Annotated in this window: 18 protein-coding genes; 7 read left to right on the top strand and 11 right to left on the bottom strand. The window is 45.9% G+C overall.

Features of this window, described 5'->3' with window-relative positions; translation table 11 throughout:
- Positions 1–84: 84 nt before the first annotated feature.
- From pqqE to ACXAGV_RS03090, 10 genes are all read right to left on the bottom strand, one after another.
- The gene (pqqE, locus tag ACXAGV_RS03135) at positions 85–1,245 is read right to left on the bottom strand and encodes a pyrroloquinoline quinone biosynthesis protein PqqE (RefSeq protein ID WP_474871797.1); all 1,161 of its coding nucleotides are present in this window, start codon (positions 1,243–1,245) and stop codon (positions 85–87) included.
- Positions 1,235–1,612, bottom strand: a complete 378-nt coding sequence (gene pqqD / locus ACXAGV_RS03130; RefSeq protein ID WP_474871795.1) for a pyrroloquinoline quinone biosynthesis peptide chaperone PqqD — start codon at positions 1,610–1,612, stop codon at positions 1,235–1,237. Before pqqD ends, pqqE begins: the two co-directional genes overlap by 11 nt.
- Positions 1,612–2,367 carry a pyrroloquinoline-quinone synthase PqqC gene (gene pqqC, locus ACXAGV_RS03125; RefSeq protein ID WP_049588479.1) on the bottom strand — a complete coding sequence of 252 codons (756 nt, stop codon included), beginning with the start codon at positions 2,365–2,367 and terminating at the stop codon, positions 1,612–1,614. Before pqqC ends, pqqD begins: the two co-directional genes overlap by 1 nt.
- Before the next feature lie 2 nt (positions 2,368–2,369).
- Positions 2,370–3,290, bottom strand: a complete 921-nt coding sequence (gene pqqB / locus ACXAGV_RS03120; protein WP_474871793.1) for a pyrroloquinoline quinone biosynthesis protein PqqB — start codon at positions 3,288–3,290, stop codon at positions 2,370–2,372.
- 72 nt (positions 3,291–3,362) lie between these two features.
- Positions 3,363–3,434, bottom strand: coding sequence for a pyrroloquinoline quinone precursor peptide PqqA (gene pqqA / locus ACXAGV_RS03115; RefSeq protein WP_071953288.1), 72 nt, complete (start codon positions 3,432–3,434; stop codon positions 3,363–3,365).
- Between the two features lie 104 nt (positions 3,435–3,538).
- A complete protein-coding gene (locus ACXAGV_RS03110) occupies positions 3,539–5,374 on the bottom strand; it encodes a leucyl aminopeptidase (protein ID WP_474871791.1) in 1,836 nt (611 codons plus the stop codon).
- The gene (locus ACXAGV_RS03105) at positions 5,371–6,153 is read right to left on the bottom strand and encodes an ABC transporter permease (protein WP_474871905.1); all 783 of its coding nucleotides are present in this window, start codon (positions 6,151–6,153) and stop codon (positions 5,371–5,373) included. The genes ACXAGV_RS03110 and ACXAGV_RS03105 overlap by 4 nt, the downstream gene beginning before the upstream one ends.
- Positions 6,153–6,875: an ATP-binding cassette domain-containing protein gene (locus ACXAGV_RS03100; protein ID WP_474871789.1), complete on the bottom strand. Its 723-nt coding sequence runs from the start codon at positions 6,873–6,875 to the stop codon at positions 6,153–6,155. Before ACXAGV_RS03100 ends, ACXAGV_RS03105 begins: the two co-directional genes overlap by 1 nt.
- Positions 6,866–7,849: a PQQ-dependent catabolism-associated beta-propeller protein gene (locus ACXAGV_RS03095; protein ID WP_474871787.1), complete on the bottom strand. Its 984-nt coding sequence runs from the start codon at positions 7,847–7,849 to the stop codon at positions 6,866–6,868. The genes ACXAGV_RS03100 and ACXAGV_RS03095 overlap by 10 nt, the downstream gene beginning before the upstream one ends.
- Positions 7,846–9,195 carry a type 1 periplasmic-binding domain-containing protein gene (locus ACXAGV_RS03090; RefSeq protein WP_474871785.1) on the bottom strand — a complete coding sequence of 450 codons (1,350 nt, stop codon included), beginning with the start codon at positions 9,193–9,195 and terminating at the stop codon, positions 7,846–7,848. Before ACXAGV_RS03090 ends, ACXAGV_RS03095 begins: the two co-directional genes overlap by 4 nt.
- 184 nt (positions 9,196–9,379) lie before the next feature.
- Between ACXAGV_RS03090 and ACXAGV_RS03085 the strand changes: the two genes are divergently transcribed.
- From ACXAGV_RS03085 to pedF, 4 genes are all read left to right on the top strand, one after another.
- A complete protein-coding gene (locus ACXAGV_RS03085) occupies positions 9,380–10,291 on the top strand; it encodes a substrate-binding periplasmic protein (protein WP_474871783.1) in 912 nt (303 codons plus the stop codon).
- A gap of 305 nt (positions 10,292–10,596) precedes the next feature.
- Positions 10,597–12,384, top strand: coding sequence for a PQQ-dependent methanol/ethanol family dehydrogenase (locus ACXAGV_RS03080; RefSeq protein WP_474871781.1), 1,788 nt, complete (start codon positions 10,597–10,599; stop codon positions 12,382–12,384).
- 31 nt (positions 12,385–12,415) lie between these two features.
- The gene (locus ACXAGV_RS03075) at positions 12,416–12,616 is read left to right on the top strand and encodes a hypothetical protein (protein WP_474871779.1); all 201 of its coding nucleotides are present in this window, start codon (positions 12,416–12,418) and stop codon (positions 12,614–12,616) included.
- Positions 12,617–12,677: 61 nt separating this feature from the next.
- Positions 12,678–13,175, top strand: a complete 498-nt coding sequence (gene pedF, locus ACXAGV_RS03070) for a cytochrome c-550 PedF (RefSeq protein ID WP_474871777.1) — start codon at positions 12,678–12,680, stop codon at positions 13,173–13,175.
- A gap of 141 nt (positions 13,176–13,316) precedes the next feature.
- On the opposite strand, the gene ACXAGV_RS03065 is transcribed toward pedF, so the two are convergent.
- On the bottom strand, positions 13,317–14,249 hold the full coding sequence (locus tag ACXAGV_RS03065; RefSeq protein WP_474871775.1) for an AEC family transporter: 933 nt from the start codon (positions 14,247–14,249) through the stop codon (positions 13,317–13,319).
- 184 nt (positions 14,250–14,433) lie between these two features.
- Between ACXAGV_RS03065 and ACXAGV_RS03060 the strand changes: the two genes are divergently transcribed.
- The 3 genes from ACXAGV_RS03060 to ACXAGV_RS03050 all read left to right on the top strand — a co-directional run bounded on the left by ACXAGV_RS03060 (position 14,434) and on the right by ACXAGV_RS03050 (position 18,752).
- Positions 14,434–16,182, top strand: coding sequence for a sensor domain-containing diguanylate cyclase (locus tag ACXAGV_RS03060; protein WP_474871773.1), 1,749 nt, complete (start codon positions 14,434–14,436; stop codon positions 16,180–16,182).
- 105 nt (positions 16,183–16,287) lie between these two features.
- Entirely contained in the window at positions 16,288–17,406 is a 1,119-nt protein-coding gene (locus ACXAGV_RS03055; RefSeq protein WP_474871771.1) for an adenosylhomocysteinase, read from the top strand.
- 140 nt (positions 17,407–17,546) lie between these two features.
- Positions 17,547–18,752 carry a M24 family metallopeptidase gene (locus ACXAGV_RS03050; RefSeq protein ID WP_474871769.1) on the top strand — a complete coding sequence of 402 codons (1,206 nt, stop codon included), beginning with the start codon at positions 17,547–17,549 and terminating at the stop codon, positions 18,750–18,752.
- The last annotated feature ends 11 nt before the right edge of the window (positions 18,753–18,763 follow it).

Below are 18,763 nucleotides of genomic sequence, written 5' to 3'. Positions count from 1 at the left end.
TTAACGGTATCTCTTTTTTGTTTTGTATTTATCGCAGCGCACTCTTCTCGTATTACTTGTCTCGTATTACTTTTCTCGTAGCGCTTACCTCGTAGCACTTACTTCTAGAATGGGAATCGGCTTTTCCACCTTCCGATACTGAAGTGCCTTCGACGGTGCAGTACCTGCTTTATCGGTAATGCCTTTCATCAAATGGTGATCGGGCGACTTGCTGCAAACCGGATCCGTCTTATACATATCACCTGTTAGCAGGTACGCCTGACATCGGCAGCCGCCAAAGTCTTTATCTTTTTCATCGCAGTCCCTACAGGGCGACGGCATCCAACTATCGCCACGGAAATGATTAAAGCTAAAGTCTTGGTGCCAAATATCGTGCAATGAACGTTCTTTCACATTAGGAAAACGAAGGGGTAATATCTTTGCACTGTGACACGGAAGGGCACTGCCATCTGGCGTTACGGTTAAAAACGTTGTGCCCCAGCCATTCATGCACGCCTTAGGGCGAGATTCGTAGTAGTCGGGCGACACAAATATGAAGGTTGGGCCTTTACCGTTTTGTTGCGCGCGGTAGCGGTTCACTGCGGCCTCAGCTTCCTGTAGCTGCTGTGACGTAGGCAGCAAATGGTCTCTATTTTCATAGGCCCAGCCGTAATACTGTACGGTAGCTAGCTCGACAAAATCAGCGTTCAGCTGCTCGCTGAGCGCCATCACGTCTTCTATTTCGTGAATGTTCTGAGCGGTAATACAGAAGTTAAGCACCATAGGGTAGTTGTATTGTTTTACCAGTTTCGCAATTTTAAGTTTTTGTTCAAATGAGTGACGCTTGTTGCCTATTAAGTCGTTGACTTCAGCATTGGCTGCCTGAAAGCTCAGCTGAATGTGGTCAAGGCCGGCTTCTTTGAGTTTGGCAATACGTTTTTCTGTCATGCCAATGCCAGAGGTGATCAAGTTGGTGTAAAAACCCAAAGCCCGCGCATAAGCAACTAAATGCTCTAAGTCTTTTCGAAGCAATGGCTCTCCGCCAGAAAAGCCCAACTGCACGGCGCCCATTTCCCGCGCTTCACGCAGTACACGCTCCCAATGCTCAGTAGAGAGCTCATTAAATGTTTCTTCCATATTTACTGGGTTTGAGCAATAGGGGCAATGCAATGGGCACTGATAGGTAATTTCGGCTAGGAGCCATAGCGGAGGTGTTATGCTATTTGGTACGTCGGTTTGTAAATCAACGTCTGTATTATTCGTCATAGCGGATCCACTTCTTTTGCTCGGCATGGACCAGAAATGCATGAACATCTTCTTCCAAATCTTCAGGTGCATCAGGGAACGCTTGGCGAAGCTCAGCACAAATGGCATTTTCCGTATTGCTGCCATCCACACGCTTAAGAATTTCTGCCGCAGAAGGATTAAGTTTGATCATTCCTTCGGGGAATAACAAAACATAACAACCCTGAGCTTTCTCGTACTGCATGCGAAAAAGCGGATTTAAAGAAGCTGTTTTGTCTCTTGTGCCGCAGCCCTCGTTGTTGTGACTGCTGCTATTTTCCACGTTATCAGCACCGACGCTATCAGCATCTAAGTGGTGTTGGGTTTGTGATTGTAAATTCGACATCATTAAAACCTCCCTTTATGGCACACCCGCTGGTCGGCAATCCCATCAAACGGCTTTCTCTTGTATTCATAGGCAAAGCAAATGGCATCAGCAATGCTCCACAAAATATCAATTTTGAACTGCAGTATATTGAGCGCATGTTCTTGCTGTTGTCGGGTAACAAAGTGGTCAAGGGTAATCTGCAGGCCATGCTCTACATCACGGCGCGCCTGACTTAACCGCATTTGAAAGTAGGTAAAGCCTTCACTATCAATCCATGTATAGTGCCCAGGCCAGGTATCTAATCGGCTTTGATGTATTTCAGGGGCGAACATTTCAGTTAACGATGAGCAGGCAGCCTCTTCCCACGACGCACGGCGGGCAAAATTCACATAGGCATTTACTGCAAATTTAACCGCTGGCAACAGGTGGGTTTCATCAAGCAATTCACTGCGGTTCAAGCCTACCGCTTCGCCTAACCGCAACCAGGCTTCTATGCCGCCCAGTCCGTCTTCACCTTCCCGTCCATCGTGATCGATAATTCGTTGGATCCAAGTTCTGCGTACCGATTGATCTTCGCAATTCGCTAAAATTGCCGCGTCTTTAACCGGTATCGCCATTTGATAATATAGTCGGTTGGCCACCCAGCCCTGAATTTCATCAACGCTGCAGTGTCCTTCATTCATGCGTTTATGAAAGGGGTGATGAATATGGTAGTAAGCGCCTTTTTCTCTCAGTTTTTGTTCGAATTCTTGTCTAGACCATGCGTGTTCTGTCATTACTACACCTCAATTTCCATACCGTCGTAAGCCAATTCAATACCTTGCTCACACAGGCTGTGATAGGCACTGGAGTCTTCGTCAAGCACGCGATTTGTGTTGTTGATATGAATAAGCACTTTACGCTCAACGTTAAATTCCTTTAGCAGCGCAATGGCTCCGCCCTTTCCATTAACCGGCATGTGTCCCATATCAGTGCCCAGCTTGTTGCTAAAGCCGTGATCTATCATTTCTTCATTGGCCCACAGCGTACCGTCAAATAGCACGCAGTGAGATTCGCGCATCACCTGTTTTACTGTGTCGTTTGCCTGCATACATCCCGGCGCGTAAAAAAGCACGTTGCCCGTGGTGTCGTCAGTTATCTTCAGGCCGATATTGTTGCCCGGCACAATGTTGTCGCGATACGTCGAGTAAGGGGGCGCATTAGACTCTAATACCACAGGTTGGAAAGTCAGGCCTTCTGCCCCTTTTGGTACAAAGCGTTGATGATAATCGGTATTAATTGAATGCTGCTGTAGTCCGCCGTGCCAGTGTTTTAATACGGTAAAAAGCGGGAAGCTGGTGGTTAGGTCTTCGGCCACAACATCGGTACAATAAACGGGAAGGGGTAAGCCTTCGCGCAATGTTAGCAGACCTGTAGTATGGTCTATTTGACTGTCGGTAAGCACAATTGCGCTTATGCGTGTGCCGCGAAACACATGGGCGTCGGGCCACAGCTGCGGGTGGCTATTTATCTGCTCCCTTAAATCGGGGGAGGCATTAATGAGAACCCAATTTTTACCATCGCAACTGACAGCAATGCTCGACTGTGTTCTGCCTTTCGCCTTTATTTTACCTTCGCGTAAACCCTTACAATTGGGGCAGTGGCAGTTCCATTGCGGAAATCCCCCCCCGGCGGCGGAACCAAGAATCAATACGTGCATAACAACTCCATACTACAAGTAAAAAAAGGCTGCATCGGCAGCCTTTTTGTTCATCATCCCAGAGGGCGTTGCCTAGCGGTTATTGATGTAAAGAGTTACTTCAAAACCAAGGCGCATTTCTGTGTATTGGGGTTTAGTCCACATAATTGTTCCTCTTCTTTATGATTAAACGCATGACTGAGTATATGTTGAATATGTGTTAACAGATATCCTCCTAAGGGAGGAGAACTGTCATGAATTTTGATGATTTATTGATTATTTTTGATAGCGCAGCTGCTTAAGTAAGATAACAGCAAAGGAATAGGGCGGCCGGTTGCCGATAACGATTTGGTGTAGGTAAAAGCGGTTCCTGCTACATCGAGGTGAGCCCACGGGATGCCGTCAGCAAAGCGAGAGAGAAAGCAGCCTGCCGAAATAGCACCGGGAGAGTTTATCCCCGTATTCATCATATCCGCATGTTGAGAGGTAATGGCGTCTTGATATTCTGGCCACAGTGGGAAAGGCCAGCACCTGTCGTTAGCCTGTTCCCCCGCTTCAACTAACGCACTTTCAAGCGCTGAAGTGTTGCTAAAAAGCGCAGTGGCTTTGTGCCCCAGTGCGCTAATAGCCGCGCCGGTTAGCGTTGCTATATCAATAATAACCGAGGGGGTGAACTGTTTCGCGTAGCTGATTGCATCGGCCATAAGCATACGCCCTTCTGCATCGGTGCTCATGACTTCCACGGTTTTTCCTGAGTGCATAGTAATAATGTCACCCGGGCGATAGGCTTTGCCATCAATTGCATTATCGGCGTTCGCCACAATACCAATAATATTTATATTTAACCCCAGTGTGGCAACCGCCTGAATGACGCCCAATACACAGCCGGCGCCCGCCATGTCGTAAATCATGTGGCGCATGTCAGGGCTGCGTTTTAGCGTTATGCCGCCACTGTCAAACGTTACGCCTTTGCCAATTAACACTACCGGCGGAGAATTCTCTAAACCTTTGGCTGTGTAGCGAAGAATAGGCATTGTGGCAGCAAACTGTGAACCCGCGTTTACCGCTAAATAGCCATTCATGCCTAGCTGCTTCAGCGTGCTTTCATTGAGGATATCGCAAGAAACCGTGCTAAAGGTTTGCGCCAGTTGCTGAGCTTGTTCGGCCAAATAATCTGGCGTACATAGGTTGGCTGGCATGTGGGCGAGATCTTTAGCCCAGGTCATCGCGTCATTAAGGGCCGTTTCATAGCTTATAGTGTGTGAAACGAGACGCTTTTGCGCGCTAGTAAAATACTTGGCATCTAATGCAAGAGACAGCGTGCCCCTAATATCAAGTGCTTGGTTAATTGCTCCATTATTTGCGTTGTTGTTGTCATTGAGAGGCTGACTGTTGGAAACCGATCGATTATTCGTTTTATAGCCTTTAAAGTGATAGCCGTGCTTGAAATAGTTTCTAAGTAGCGCACTCAGAAACTGTGACTGGCTCGCAATGGTGTTAACAGGGTCACTGCTTGCTGTTTCAGTGGTAGAAAGCGCCATTAACGACAGCTTTTCCAAGGTTACCGACACGCTTTTAAGCTTTTTAAACAATGCATCGAACTGCTGTTCTAAGTAGCGAAATGCTGGCGCGTCATTTTGGTTCAAGTCACTGCTGCTTTTTGAATTAAACGCAGAATTTGAATCGCTAGCGTAGCTTGAACGATTCACCATGGAGGAGTAATTAGTTTTAGATAAAGTCGAGGCACGGCTAGAGGCGTTGGGTGCATCTGACGCTTCAAAAAGCGCAAAATCGACACCATAAAACAGCACCCGTTTTACATCAGCTAATTGTTGGCTAATTTTGTTTTGTCCGCTGTTTTCAGTGTCTGGGATGTAACTTGTTTTAAACGCCTTAAGGCCTTGTACTAATACACATTCGCCTTTATTTCCTGCAAAACCTACATCGTCAAAAACTTGCTCAATGTATGTCTTAACGGGTTTTGAAAAGTGAAATAGTTGGCTCGCTAATAACTCGGGTGTAGTTAAAATAAGTAAGCAGTCACTATCGTATAACGTTTCAACTTTATTGCTTTCATCAGCCCAAATCAGGTTTGCTTTTATCACGAGAAGCGCCCTTTTGAGGCTTTGGGGCGAAAGCTTCTCACCGAGAAAATAAACGTGATGACGGTAAGGCACAGTACAACAGCAAGCGCGTTGTGTTCGAGTTTTTCATAAAGCGCAAATCGCAGTAATTCTACGCCGCTACTAAAGGGATTAAAGGCACAAATCTGATAGAGCCATTCGCTGGCCTCACGCATTTTCCAAAGCGGGTATAAGGCGCTGGATAGAAAGAACAATGGGAAAATGACAAAGTTCATGACCCCGGCAAAGTTCTCTAGCTGCTTAATATAGTTTGCCAGTAATAATCCTAACGAACCTAAAAACAATGACAGTAGCGCAATAACAGGCAACGCATAAACGTATCCCAACGCAGATAGGCGTACATCCAGTAAAAGCGCAAAGGCAAAGAAGATGTACACCTGAATAGCGCTTACCAAGGTGTTGGCTATAAGCTTGCTGCCTAGCAGAAAAGGGCGGGGAACCGGGCTTAACAGCAGTACTTTCATGCTGCCCATTTCTCTGTCGTACACCATGGACAATGAACTTTGCATACTATTAAAAAGCACAATCATGGCGGCAAGCCCAGGTACAATGTACTCTTCGTACAAAATATAACTCTCGTAAGGCTCGGTCATTGAAAGACCCAGGGCCGAACGAAACCCTGCGGCAAAAACAAATAGCCAAAGCAGCGGGCGCACCAATGCACTTAACAGACGTGTACGTTGCTGCCAGAACTTCAGCATCTCTCGGTTGAGTACGCCAACAAAACAGCGCCAATACATCAGGAGCCTTCCTGCATCAAATGCTGCCAAAGGTGCTCAATATCCTGTTGATGATACTTGGCTAACAAGGCTTCACATTTATCGTGAGCTAACACTCGTCCTTTTGATAAGACTATCAGATTGTTGTTGTGCTTCACTTCTTCAAACAAATGCGTGGCCCACAGTACACTTACGTTTTGCGAATGAGCGAGTGCTTGTACTACCCGCAAAATAAGATGACGGGATTCTATGTCTAAGCCAACGGTAGGCTCGTCTAGTAGCAGCAAGGATGGCTTGTGAATAAGGCAGCGAGCTAACTCGACCCGACGTCTGTGCCCGCCATTTAAGTTGCGAATTTTTGTGTTGAGCTTGGTCGTAAGGTCGAGCTCGTCGAGCAGGCCTTGAATATGAGATAGCGCGCTAGTGGTACTTATGCCGTGGAGCGAAGCAAAATAGGACAAATTTTGTTTTACCGATAAGTCGATATCTAAAGTGCTTTGCTGAAATACCACGCCCATTTTCGCCATAATATTTGTACGAGATTGAGACAGGCTAGCACCATCAAAGGTAATGTTGCCTTGCGTGAGTTTTTGAAGGCCCGTAATAAGCGCAAATAAGGTACTTTTGCCTGCGCCATTTGGTCCAAGCAGCATGGTTAAGCCTGGTTTTAGGCAAAGGCTTATATTGTCCAGCGCGTGGTGGCCGCCGTACTGATGTGAAACCGCTTGAACCGCTATTTCCATTTAACCGCCACGCCCCAAGGGTATCGCCCCACTTTTACGGTATGCTCTACGTTTAACGAGTGGGTATTGATGACAGAAACATCACCGCTCACACCGTTAGTGGTCAGCAATAAAGACTGATCTTGATTAAACGCTAATTGCCACACTCGTCGCCCAACCAAAATGTAGTCTTCCACTTCGAAGGTATCGGTATTGATGACCGCTATGCGATTCGCAGGACCAAGCGCCACGAAGGCGTAGGGTTTATCTTTCATAAGCACAATACCCACTGGCTGAACCTTGTCGCGATAAACGCCTTTAATGGCAAAGGAAAGGGTCTTCACTTTTTGCTTAGTAGCAGTATCGAAAATACTAACGGTGCCACCTATTTCCGAGCTTACCCAAAGGTACTTGTCATCTCTGGTAAAGTGAGCATCTCTGGGTCTTGCATCAACCAAGCTATTTGCAATATTTTCATGCGTTTTGGTAACTATCCAGTGCACCATGTTAGTGGTTTCTGATGTGACGACCATCATGCTGCCATCGTGACTCACAGCCAGCCCCTCAGGCTCTACGCCCACATCTATCTGAGAAATGACCTGAGCCGTTGGAATGTCGATAACAGTAAGAAGGGCATCGTCTTCATTAGCTGTGTAAATAGTGGTGCCGTTAGGATGTAATGCTATGGTTTCAGGATCTGCACCTGAGGGAAGATCGCCCACTATGGAATGGGTAGACAAATCCATAATTTGAATGCGATCAGCATCAGAGGCACAGATATACGCGTGGGACTGGTCTGCACTTAAAATAAACCCTCGGGGGCGCTCTCCAACCTCGATAGTTTCAATCACATCAAATGTCGTCATATCAATGACAGATAGCGTGTTGTCTTTTTCGTTAGTGACATACGCTTGAGGAAATGCAAAGGTTTGAGGAAGTGCAAAGGCAAAGCTTGCCATTAAACTGCCAAGCAAGAGTGCAAAGCGATAGCTCATAACTTGTCCTTACAGGTAGTGTGTGTTGCGCCTAATGTGTCCAGTTCGTTGGTTTGGTGCAGAAAGCCTTCAAGGGGTGCATGAGTCACCAATGCGTCTTCGTGGGCCAACGCAATAGGCTGACGAAATTGGTGGGTGTAGGGGCGAATAGAAAGAGGGCGGCCTTTATAGGCACCTAGTGTGTAGTGGTCGCTAAGCAAGGTTTTAAGTATTCCCTGCTGCGTTAAATCGCTTCCTTGCTGCGCAGCATTCGCCACCGCGGTTACCGCAAGGTACGCGGCGAAGTCGACTTCATTCATGTGTCTGTTAAACCCGTCGTTAAAACGGCTTTGAAGCTGACGGGCGCCCCATTGTTCGTGGGTAAAGTGCCAACCTAGCGCTTTTAGGCCGGCAGCGCCTACCACAGGTACGGGATAATAGGTGTTAAAGGGTAGGCTATATGCGAATTGCGCCGCGCTATCGGCGGTAAAAACAGCCTGATAGGTTTCTGTTGTTCGCGTAAATTGAGGAATTTCAGCAAAGGCAGCCCTGCGCAAGTCGAAGTTATCCTGCCACTGTTTAGTTTCAACAAGTGAAAGTTTGAATTTTTTAGCGCTGCGTTTGAACGCGGCTAGGTATGCAGCATCGTCAGCGGTTTTTCCGTAAACTGCAAATATCTCGTCAATTCGCTTAGTGCGAAACCACTGGGCTAGCGCGTCGGCTTTCATCTGATAACTGGGGATCGTATGAAACAAGGGCAGGCGACATGAATTTTGTCTCAGCAAATCATCGCTATTAGCTACGTTAAAAAATACGGCATTAGGCAGCGTTTCCTGAATAGTTGTCATCAACTGTTCTATTGAGGTTTCCTCTGAGTTATCGCTGCTTTGCATATCCAGTAGTACAACAGGTGCGATGTTGCTCTGCTGATTGCTGCTTATTTCTTTGTGATTTGTGTTAGTACTTGAACCAGAGTGCTTACGTGTTTTAGCTAAAGAAGCTTGCAGTTCGCCGATAGAAGGCACACTGATTTCAGTTAACTCAAACTGATAACCAAGAAATTTTCCCGTGATGTTGGCATCCTGTATCGCCACACTTGCGCCAGCTGTCCCCTCATTGCTGGGGGACTTTAAATAGTCTGGTGTGCCTGGTGGAGATGTGCCCGCATCTTTTATGTAAATGACAGGAATAGTGGCAAAAGAGGCCTGTGGTGCAGCTTGTTTAGCCTGAGAAGATTGAGCTTCATTAAATGCGAGCGCGCTGTTTAAAAACGACAACAGAACGCAACAAAAAAGTGACGCTATACACTTTTGATAGCGCTTACCGGTTAATCGTCTTTCAACCGTGCTTTTTACACCCTTTGCCATATACCACCCCGAGCTCAGCTGCATGCTTTTGCTGATATCTGTTTGTCTGACATAAGGGTATATGGCAATTTTCCCGAAGAACATCCTCCTAAAGGAGGAATGCTATGGCGCTAAAGTAGCATTAGTAAAATCACGCTAACCCCTTAGTATGCTTAAGAAGTTCGATCGAATAAGTGGGTAAGCTGTGCAGTTAGTTAAACCTTTTCGAGTTATTTTCATTTTACTCTGCCTGATAACGGGTTCTGCGCTTTCTGCGTTCGGGGAAGCAAGATCGTTAGACGATATTAAAGACAGCGGTTTAATTAGAATTGCGGTGTACACCGACTATCCTCCATTTTCATTTATTGAAAACGACAGCCCCACAGGTATTGATATTGATATCGCCCGTGAAATCGCGAGCGCCCTTGGTGTTGAGCTAGAACTGATATGGATGACACCAGGTGAAACGACAGAGGACGATTTCAGAAATTACCTATGGAAGGGCCATATAATTCATCGCATTAAGGCTGATGTGATGATGCGCGCGCCTTACGACCCAAGCTTTTCTCAAAAACGTGACGACGTGGGCTTGTTGGTTAATGAGCTCGTTCATATGTTTGCCCCTTATCAGCGTGAAAGCTGGCAAATCATTCACAACACGCACACCTTGCCCGAAGTGGAAACCATGGGCATGTTTCAGTATCACACGATTGGTGCGGAAATAGACAGCATTCCCCACTTTTACTTAACGTCAGCGTTTGGCGGCCGATTGCGAGAAAAAACATCGCACTATGGTTCAAATGCAGAAGCGATTGACGCAATGAAAGCAGGAACCGTCGAAGCGGTAATGGGATTGCGCTCGCAAATATCCTACCTCAGTCAGTTTGTTAATAATGAGCAATATCGCCTTGCAAGCAACGCGTTTCCGCTTATTGGAAAGCAAAAGTGGGACATTGGACTTGCTGTTCACACTAATTATCGCGCGCTTGGCTATGAAATTGGCGATGTAATTACGCGAATGGTGGTAGAGGGCGATATGCAACGGCTATTTGAGAAATACAAAACCAATTATGAAATGCCGCCTTATTTTGCGGGGCAAGAGCATTCTGACCAATAGCATGTTAAACAATAGCAGTTTGGCCGAGAGCGCTTCGGATAACGTCCTTTCGAACACTAGCCTATTAACCGGTAACACTATGGCCAAATGCCTTTTTAGCTTTAGCACTGTTATTAATAACGCATCACTTCAAAAAGGCGTAAAGGCATTAATCAAAAGGGAAAATAGCCCTTCATTCCTCCTCCTAAAGGAGGAGTCAAATCACTCCGCTGTTGCATAGGCATCGACATCACCCCTAGCTATGCTAATCCTAACGAATAGTCTGAAACAGACCATTTATGGCCTACATGCAACTAGGAACCGTTATGAATAATAATATGCCAATTAAAAAACTTGCCCTATCAATGCTGATTTGTGCAAGTGCGTTAACTCCTGTCCATGCTGTTGTCACCGACAAAGATATTCAAAATGACCACGTTACCACTGATGACGTAGTGACGTATGGAATGGGCTTGAAAGCTCAGCGCTATAGTCCGCTAACCGCTATCAACCGCGATACAGTAGAAGAAGTGCGTCCCGTGTGGGCGTTCTCATTAGGCGGTGAAAAGCAGCGGGGGCAAGAATCGCAGCCTCTGGTAAAAGATGGTGTGATGTATGTAACCGGATCTTACTCTCGTGTGTGGGCCATCGATGCGAGAACTGGTGAAGAATTATGGCAGTATGAGGCGCGTTTGCCAGACGGCATTATGCCTTGCTGTGACGTGATAAACCGTGGCGTTGCGCTTTACGATAATCTGGTCATATTCGGCACCTTGGACGCTAAGTTAGTCGCATTGGATAAAGACACGGGTAAAACCGTTTGGAAGAAGAAAGTTGAAGACTACCGAGCGGGCTACGCCATTACTGCGGCGCCTATTGTTGTTGACGGAAAAGTCATTACAGGCATCTCCGGTGGTGAGTTCGGTATCGTCGGTAAGGTGTATGCTTACGACGCGAAGTCTGGCAAACAGCTGTGGGTAAGACCTACCGTTGAAGGGCACATGGGGTATTTGTGGAAAGATGGTAAGAAAACCGAGAATGGTATTTCAGGCGGTGCGCCAGGTAAAACATGGCCTGCTGATTTATGGAAAACCGGTGGCGCAGCAACGTGGCTAGGCGGCACTTATGACTCAGATACAGGCTTGCTATTTTTCGGTACGGGTAACCCTGCACCGTGGAACTCTCACCTACGTCCGGGCGATAACTATTTCTCGTCGTCGCGCTTAGCTATCGACCCTAATACAGGAAAAATTGTGTGGCATTTCCAAACCACACCACACGATGGTTGGGACTTCGATGGCGTAAACGAGCTTATCTCGTTTGATTACCAGGAAAACGGCAAGACAGTGAAAGCGGCGGCAACCGCTGACAGAAACGGCTTTTTCTACGTCCTTAACCGTGAAAACGGTGACTTTATCCGCGGCTTCCCGTTTGTTGATAAATTAAACTGGGCAAAGGGGCTGGATGAAAAAGGTCGACCTATCTACATTGAAGAAAATCGCCCAGGAAGCCCAGCGCAATCAGCTAATGGTAAACAAGGTGCACAGGTCGTAGCGCGTCCTGCGTTCTTAGGTGGTAAAAACTGGATGCCAATGGCCTATTCAAAAGATACTGAACTCTTCTATGTGCCTTCAAACGAATGGGAAATGGATATCTGGAACGAGCCTACCTCTTACAAGAAAGGTGCAGCGTACCTAGGTGCTGGTTTCACCATTAAATCAGTGAATGAGGACTTTATCGGCGTACTTAAAGCGATTGACCCCAAAACAGGTAAAACCGTTTGGCGCTATAACAACTTCTCTCCACTTTGGGGCGGCGTGTTAACTACAGGTGGTGGTTTGGTTTGGACCGGTAACCCTGAAGGTTATCTTATGGCCTTTGACGACAAAACCGGCGAAATGGTTTACAAGTTCCAAACTGGCTCAGGTATTGTTGGATCTCCAGTGACATGGGAAATGGACGGTGAGCAGTATATCTCGGTACTATCTGGATGGGGCGGCGCAGTGCCATTATGGGGCGGTGAAGTTGCAAAACGCGTGAAGCACTTCAACCAAGGCGGCACTGTGTGGACGTTTAAATTGCCCAAGCGCTATCAGCAGGTGGCAAAAAACTAATATTATCCAAGCGTAAAACGGTGATAATTGCATGGCCAGCGCTAACGTGCGCTGGCCTTTTTCTTCACTTATTCATTTACCTGTTGGCAAGGTAAGTCTTCATCATTCTTATGGGCTTTATTTCGACTCTGACTTTAGCACTAGCGTTGAAGCAGCAACGGTAAAGTTTGCGCTTTCAGTGGCTATCATTGTGGTCTCCTACCAAAGGAGGAGCCTTTCAAAACCAAAGTAGAGTTACCCCTTATTTACTCGTAAGTATACTTAATTCATAGTCTTTTGAGGATGTATGAATTATGAAAACAAAAATATCGATGTTGTTTGCTGCGCTCGTGGTAACTGGTTTGTCTGGCCACGTGCTTGCACATGGAAATGTTATCCCTCAAGGAGCAGATAGCTCAGCTATGCCGCCAATCACTGATGGCGATGAGTCTGAAAATGGGTGGGTGTTTGAAAACCCCTACCGAAGCCTAGACGACGACACCAAAACGAAAGTTATCAAATTTGGTGAATCAGCTTATGCAAATAATTGTGCTGGCTGTCACGGCTTGCACGCGCAGTCTGGCGGAATAAACCCAGACCTTCGTGAACTCGACCCAGAAAGCTTTGAAGACGACGAATGGTTCGTTGAGCGCTTGCGTTTTGGTTCGGCGAAAGGGATGCCTGCACTTGGCGGTATTCCTGAAGGTCAAACCGATCCTATCTTAGACCAAGAGACACTTTGGGCTATTAAAACCTACGTTGAAGCGCGTCGCGTTGTGGCCATTGAAGAGGGTGAGATAGAAGCAGATTAAGGTGACTGCTACACCTTTTTCGCCGGGTTAACGTCGAGTTGCCCGGCGCTTTTCGTTTCCAATACTGTCTAACAACACATCAATAGCTTCACTCTTCACTGTTTATAAACTTAAAATGCGCTTAACAAAGACGTATTGTCATCACACCAGCTGTAGCTTACTTAATATTCCAAAAGCGAGGGCGGTAATAGGCAAAGATGCCAATGTGCTGACTGCGATAATACTTGCTGCTAAGCGATAGTCGCCTCCTAAGTTTCTAACCATGACATAGCTTGCTGCGGCAGTAGGTGAAATGGCGAGAAGAAGAACAATGCCCAGCTCCATACCTCTAAATCCAAAAGCATAGGCAAACGCGACTAATATGGTGGGATAAACCACGCATTTACTGGTTGTGCTAAGCACAATGTTAAACCAGTCACTGGAGAATGAGCGGAACTGTAGGGAAGCACCGGTACAAATAAGTGCAAGTGGCAGTGTTAGCTGCGCAAAGTATTCACCGGTTTTTATCAAGGTGGTGGGCAATTGCCATTCGAAGTAAGAGAAGGGGAGCGCTGCCGCGATAGAAAGAATTAGCGGGTTTTTCGCCATGCCAGTAACTTGACCCAACAAAGAACGCGACGTGCCTTGATAAAAATTAAGAACAAAGACAGACAATACGTTAAACAATATAGTAATACATCCCATATAGACCGAGGCTACAGCAAGCCCTTCTTGCCCATAGGTATTGGCACAATAAGCAAGGCCAATAATGCCCATATTGGCTCTGAAACCGCCTTGTACAACCACACCTCTGGCTTTGTACGGATGTACGGTCAGATGAGAGGTAATCATCAGAGCGGCAAAAACAATGAGCGTGCCCATAACCCCAACGCCTATCAGCGATAGGTTGGCGGCTTTAGAAAAGTCTGCTCGCGCTATCGATAAAAATAACAGCGCAGGGAGCGCAACGTTAAATACCAGTTTAGATCCAGCTTCTATAAACCCTTCATTGAGCCATTTAATGCGAAAAAATAGCCATCCCATTAACAGAAGGAGCAAAACAGGAATCAGCGTGCTGGTAATAAAACTAAGCATAAAAGATACGTAAGCCTTTACAAGTGGAAACGAAACAACATAAAAACGCATTTGTAGAATATTGATGAATTTAACCTATTCACAAACGGTTTTGATAAGCGTAACTTAATATTTATATAAGAAAGGGTTGCCGATACAAAAGCTAGCCCTGTGTTCAAAAGCCCCTATAAAAAAGAATTGATGTATGAAAGCACTTCTTTTATTTATTGGTTTTGTAATAGTTAATTGCTTGTGGGGCGGGCTCTCTCACGCTTACGCTAAAAGTACTGCGTCTTTAGATAAAATGCAGTTAGTTAACGACAAGCTGTGGATGTATTACGAGGAAGGTAGTCAGCTTACTGCTGAAGACATCCTGACTAAGTATCAGCAGAATACACTTATAAAAAATACTAATGGGCGCGTTAGTTATGGGTTCACTGGTAACACGGTTTGGGGTGTGTTGGCTGTTGAATTAGATACATATGGTGTTCTTGTTACTCGTATTGCTAAAAATAGCCCAATAAACGTACCTTTTCTTCCTCTGAAAATAGAGATAGATAATGCGTGGCTAGACGAAATCGACCTCTATTTTTTCGAAAACGGTCAAAGAAAGCGTCATGTAAAACTTGGTGATAATCAGGTGCACAGTGCTCGCTTTGAAGACGCAAGAATGCCTTCCGTATTCTATCGATTTACCCAACCTGAAACGCTGGTGGTTTTTCGATTTTCCTCTGAAGATCCTATGACGATCCCCATATATGTAGGGCCCCCAATAGTTGCCAAAAACAAGACAACGGAAAATGCGTATTTTTATGGCGCGTTGTACGGCGCACTCGTTATTTTATTGGTCTACAACTTGGTTCTATACTCTTATCTTAAAGAACGGCGCTACCTGCTTTATTCCTTATACCTTCTCTCGTTTTTGCTATTTAACTTCACTTATACCGGTCATGGTTTTTGGTGGCTTTGGTCAGAATCGATATTCCTTCAACAGTGGCTTTTGCCCGCGCTAATGTTTTTGTATTTGTTCAGTGCGGTAAGATTCACTATCGAGTTTCTTAATACCCAACTCTATCTACCAAAGCTCTATCGGTGTAGGAAGTATATCTATGGCGCATTGGGTGCACTCGCTGTCACCATTGTGTTGATTGGAAGTCGCTCTTTCGCGGTGATGTCGCAGCTTGCCGTTTTAACAACAATAGCGATTTGGATGTTATTGATAGGAATTTTTGCCTACCGTAATGGCGACACATTAGCTAAATTTTTCCTCCCTGCCATTTTATGCGGAACCGGCGGTGCGATGGTGTCGAGTCTAGCCACATGGGGGCTTATTCCATACTCTAAATGGGCATTTAGAGGCATTGAAATTGGTATGGTGTTGGAAATGTCTTTGCTATCTATCTCACTGGCATTTAACTACAAACAAGTACAGCAAGCGCGCAGAAACGCCGAGCGTGACGCAAGGCTTGATCCGCTTACGTCGCTTTATAATCGGCGAGCTTTTGAAGACTTGGTTTATCCTATTTGGGAGATGGGAAAGCGCAGTAATAAGTTCATGTCGGTTATGCTCATTGATATTGATTGGTTTAAACGTATCAACGATAAATATGGTCACGACATGGGTGACAAGGTGCTGAAAAAAGTCGCTGAAGAAATTAAAGGGCAAGTTAGGGGCTCTGACATTACCTTTCGCTGGGGCGGCGAAGAGTTTTTGGTATTTTTGCCCAATACTCGGGTGCATTACGCCAAGCAAATTGCCGAGAATCTCCGCGTACACCTTTTCACCCACGACATTAACAATTTCATACGAGTGACAGTAAGTATAGGTGTGGCAGGCACCTCGCCAGGCGAAGAGGATATTAATGTTCTCATTAAACAGTCAGACCAAGCCTTGTACCTAGCGAAAGCAAAAGGTCGAAACAAAGTAGTGCTTTGGGAGGAAGATTCAGAATAAGAGGAAATAACCAAGAGGAGAAATAAAGGGAAGTATCTAGCTGATTTATAAATACAGCATTCTCACGTATGATTCTGCTTTTCATTTTCTCAGAGTATCCTTTTCATGTACCAAGATTTTCAAGCAGAGTTGGCGTGGGCTAGCCTTCATATGCCGCGCACTCGTAACGCCATTGCATCACTTCCCGATTTGTCGAACGTTAAACTTGCTTGCAACATGCATTTAGATTTGAAAATGGCGCCTTTGGTAGAAGGGCTACTTTCACGAGGATGCGACATTTTTCTTACCACGTGTAACCCCACTACAGTGCAAGATGACGTGGTGTCTTACCTTGTTGATAAAGGCGCAACGGCCCATGCATGGCGTGATATGAGCGAGGCTGACTGGTCTGAGTCATTCGATAAAGCGCTGGCGTGGCAGCCTACCCATTTGTGTGAAATGGGCGCTGATCTGACAACTCGACTTCACGAAAATATAAAAGCAAATAAACCAGTACCAAATATTGTATCGGGGTTAGAAGCAACGGGTTCTGGTATTAACCGTTTAAATGGTATGGCGCCAAACTATCCAATATTTAATTGGGATGATTTGCCGGTAAAAGAAGGGCTTCACAACAGGCACATGGTGGGCTTGAGCGCATGGCAAACTTTCTTCCAAACCACTCATCTAACCCTGCACGAAAAAGTAGTGGTTGTTATTGGTTATGGTTTGGTTGGGCAGGGCGTTGCTGCCTCGGCTAAAGCGTTCGGGGCACAGGTTCAAGTTGCAGAACTTGATCCAGCAAGAGCGCTTCAGGCGAAATACGACGGCTGGCCAGTGGTTGATTTAAATGAAGCCGCTAGCCAAGCAGACGTAATCGCCACTGCAACTGGTGCCTATGGCGTAGTGAACTCAAAACATTTAGACAGCATGAAAGACGGGGCGTTTATTTTAAATGTGGGCCACGTAGCGCAAGAAATTGATGTGCCTTACCTTAAAAACAACGCTACTCACAGTGAGCCAATGCCTTATGTAAATGCCTATAAACTGGGCGATAAAACACTGTATCTTCTAGCCGATGGCTCTATGTTTAACCTAACAGCGGGCTATGGTGACAGCATTAATGCGTTTGACGTGACGTTAGCGGTTATGGCTGCTGGTATAGGCTTTATAGTCAATGAAGGTGCGAAGAGTGAAAAGGGCCTTTATTTGCTGCCTGAAAAGGCATGGAAAGGCGCGCTTTAAAGTGCATGCTGTGGGGCGTGTAATGTAATTGATACGCAAGAACTAAACGAATTGTCGGGTGAGCGACTGCTATCTCGACATTATTTTTGAGTGTTGTAAAGTGAGCCCGTTTTAAAATTTCAGACCTAAGGCGGGCTTTGATGAACACAGCTATCGGCACAAAGACAGCACAACAAGCACTTGATAGTCTTGTCGACATGACAGGCGACTTAACACCCATCCCTCTTTCTGAGTATCAGGCCCGAATTGCCAAGGCGCAGCATTACATGCAACAGCATGACATAGGCGCGCTTTACTTAAACGCGGGCACTAACTTGGCGTATTTTACAGGAATGCAGTGGTACGCCAGTGAGCGTTTAGTCGGTGCGCTTTTGCCTGCAAAAGGTGACGTTGTATATCTAGCTCCTACCTTTGAAATTGACTCTTTAAACGAACGCAAATTAGTGGAAGGCGACATAATTGGCTGGCAAGAGCACGAGAGCCCATATGCGCTTGTCATCGCTATGCTAGATAAACTAAATACCGCTGGTGGCGATAAACTGGGTGTGGATGAGTCGACCCAGTTTTTTATCGTAGATGGTTTGAATAAGATGCTTGGCCAACCTTGGCAAATTATCAATGGTGCTGAGGTAACAGCACACTGTCGCATGCACAAATCTGAAAGTGAACTCGCGCTCATTCAACGTGCTATGGACATGACCCTTGCCGTGCATAAAGCGACTGCCAGTATGCTTTATGAAGGCATTACTACTACTGAAGTTGAAGCATTTATTAACGATGCACACAAGAAAGTGGGGGCCACGGGTAATTATTTTTGCATTGTACTTTTTGGAAAAGCCACCTCGTTTCCCCACGGCGTTAAAGACCCTCAAGTACTAAAGAAAAACGACTTAGTATTGATTGATACTGGCTGTAAAGTACATGGCTACCTGTCTGATATTACTCGAACCTATTGTTTTGGTGAGCCAACCGATAAGCAACGAGCACTATGGGAAAGCGAAAAGCGCGCGCAGCTTGCCGCATTTAACGCTGCAAAAGTTGGTGTTTCCTGTGGCGATGTTGATAAAGCCGCGCGAGACAGCTTAGCAAAAGATGGCTTAGGACCTGACTATAACTTACCAGGTTTGCCCCATCGAACCGGGCACGGCATTGGTATGGATATTCACGAATGGCCGTATTTGGTGAAAGACAATCCTCACCCGCTAGCATCTGGTATGTGTTTTAGTAACGAACCTATGATCGTAGTACCAAACGAGTTCGGTATTCGCTTAGAAGATCACTTTTATATGACCGAAGATGGCCCGGTGTGGTTTACTGAGCCCAGTTCTGCCATCGACTCACTGTAAGTCGAATGAGA

The sequence above is a fragment of the Alteromonas sp. ABH4_453 genome (genome assembly GCF_056160665.1).
Note: the sequence above shows the minus strand (reverse complement) of the source record. Positions and strands in the feature narration are given on the sequence as shown.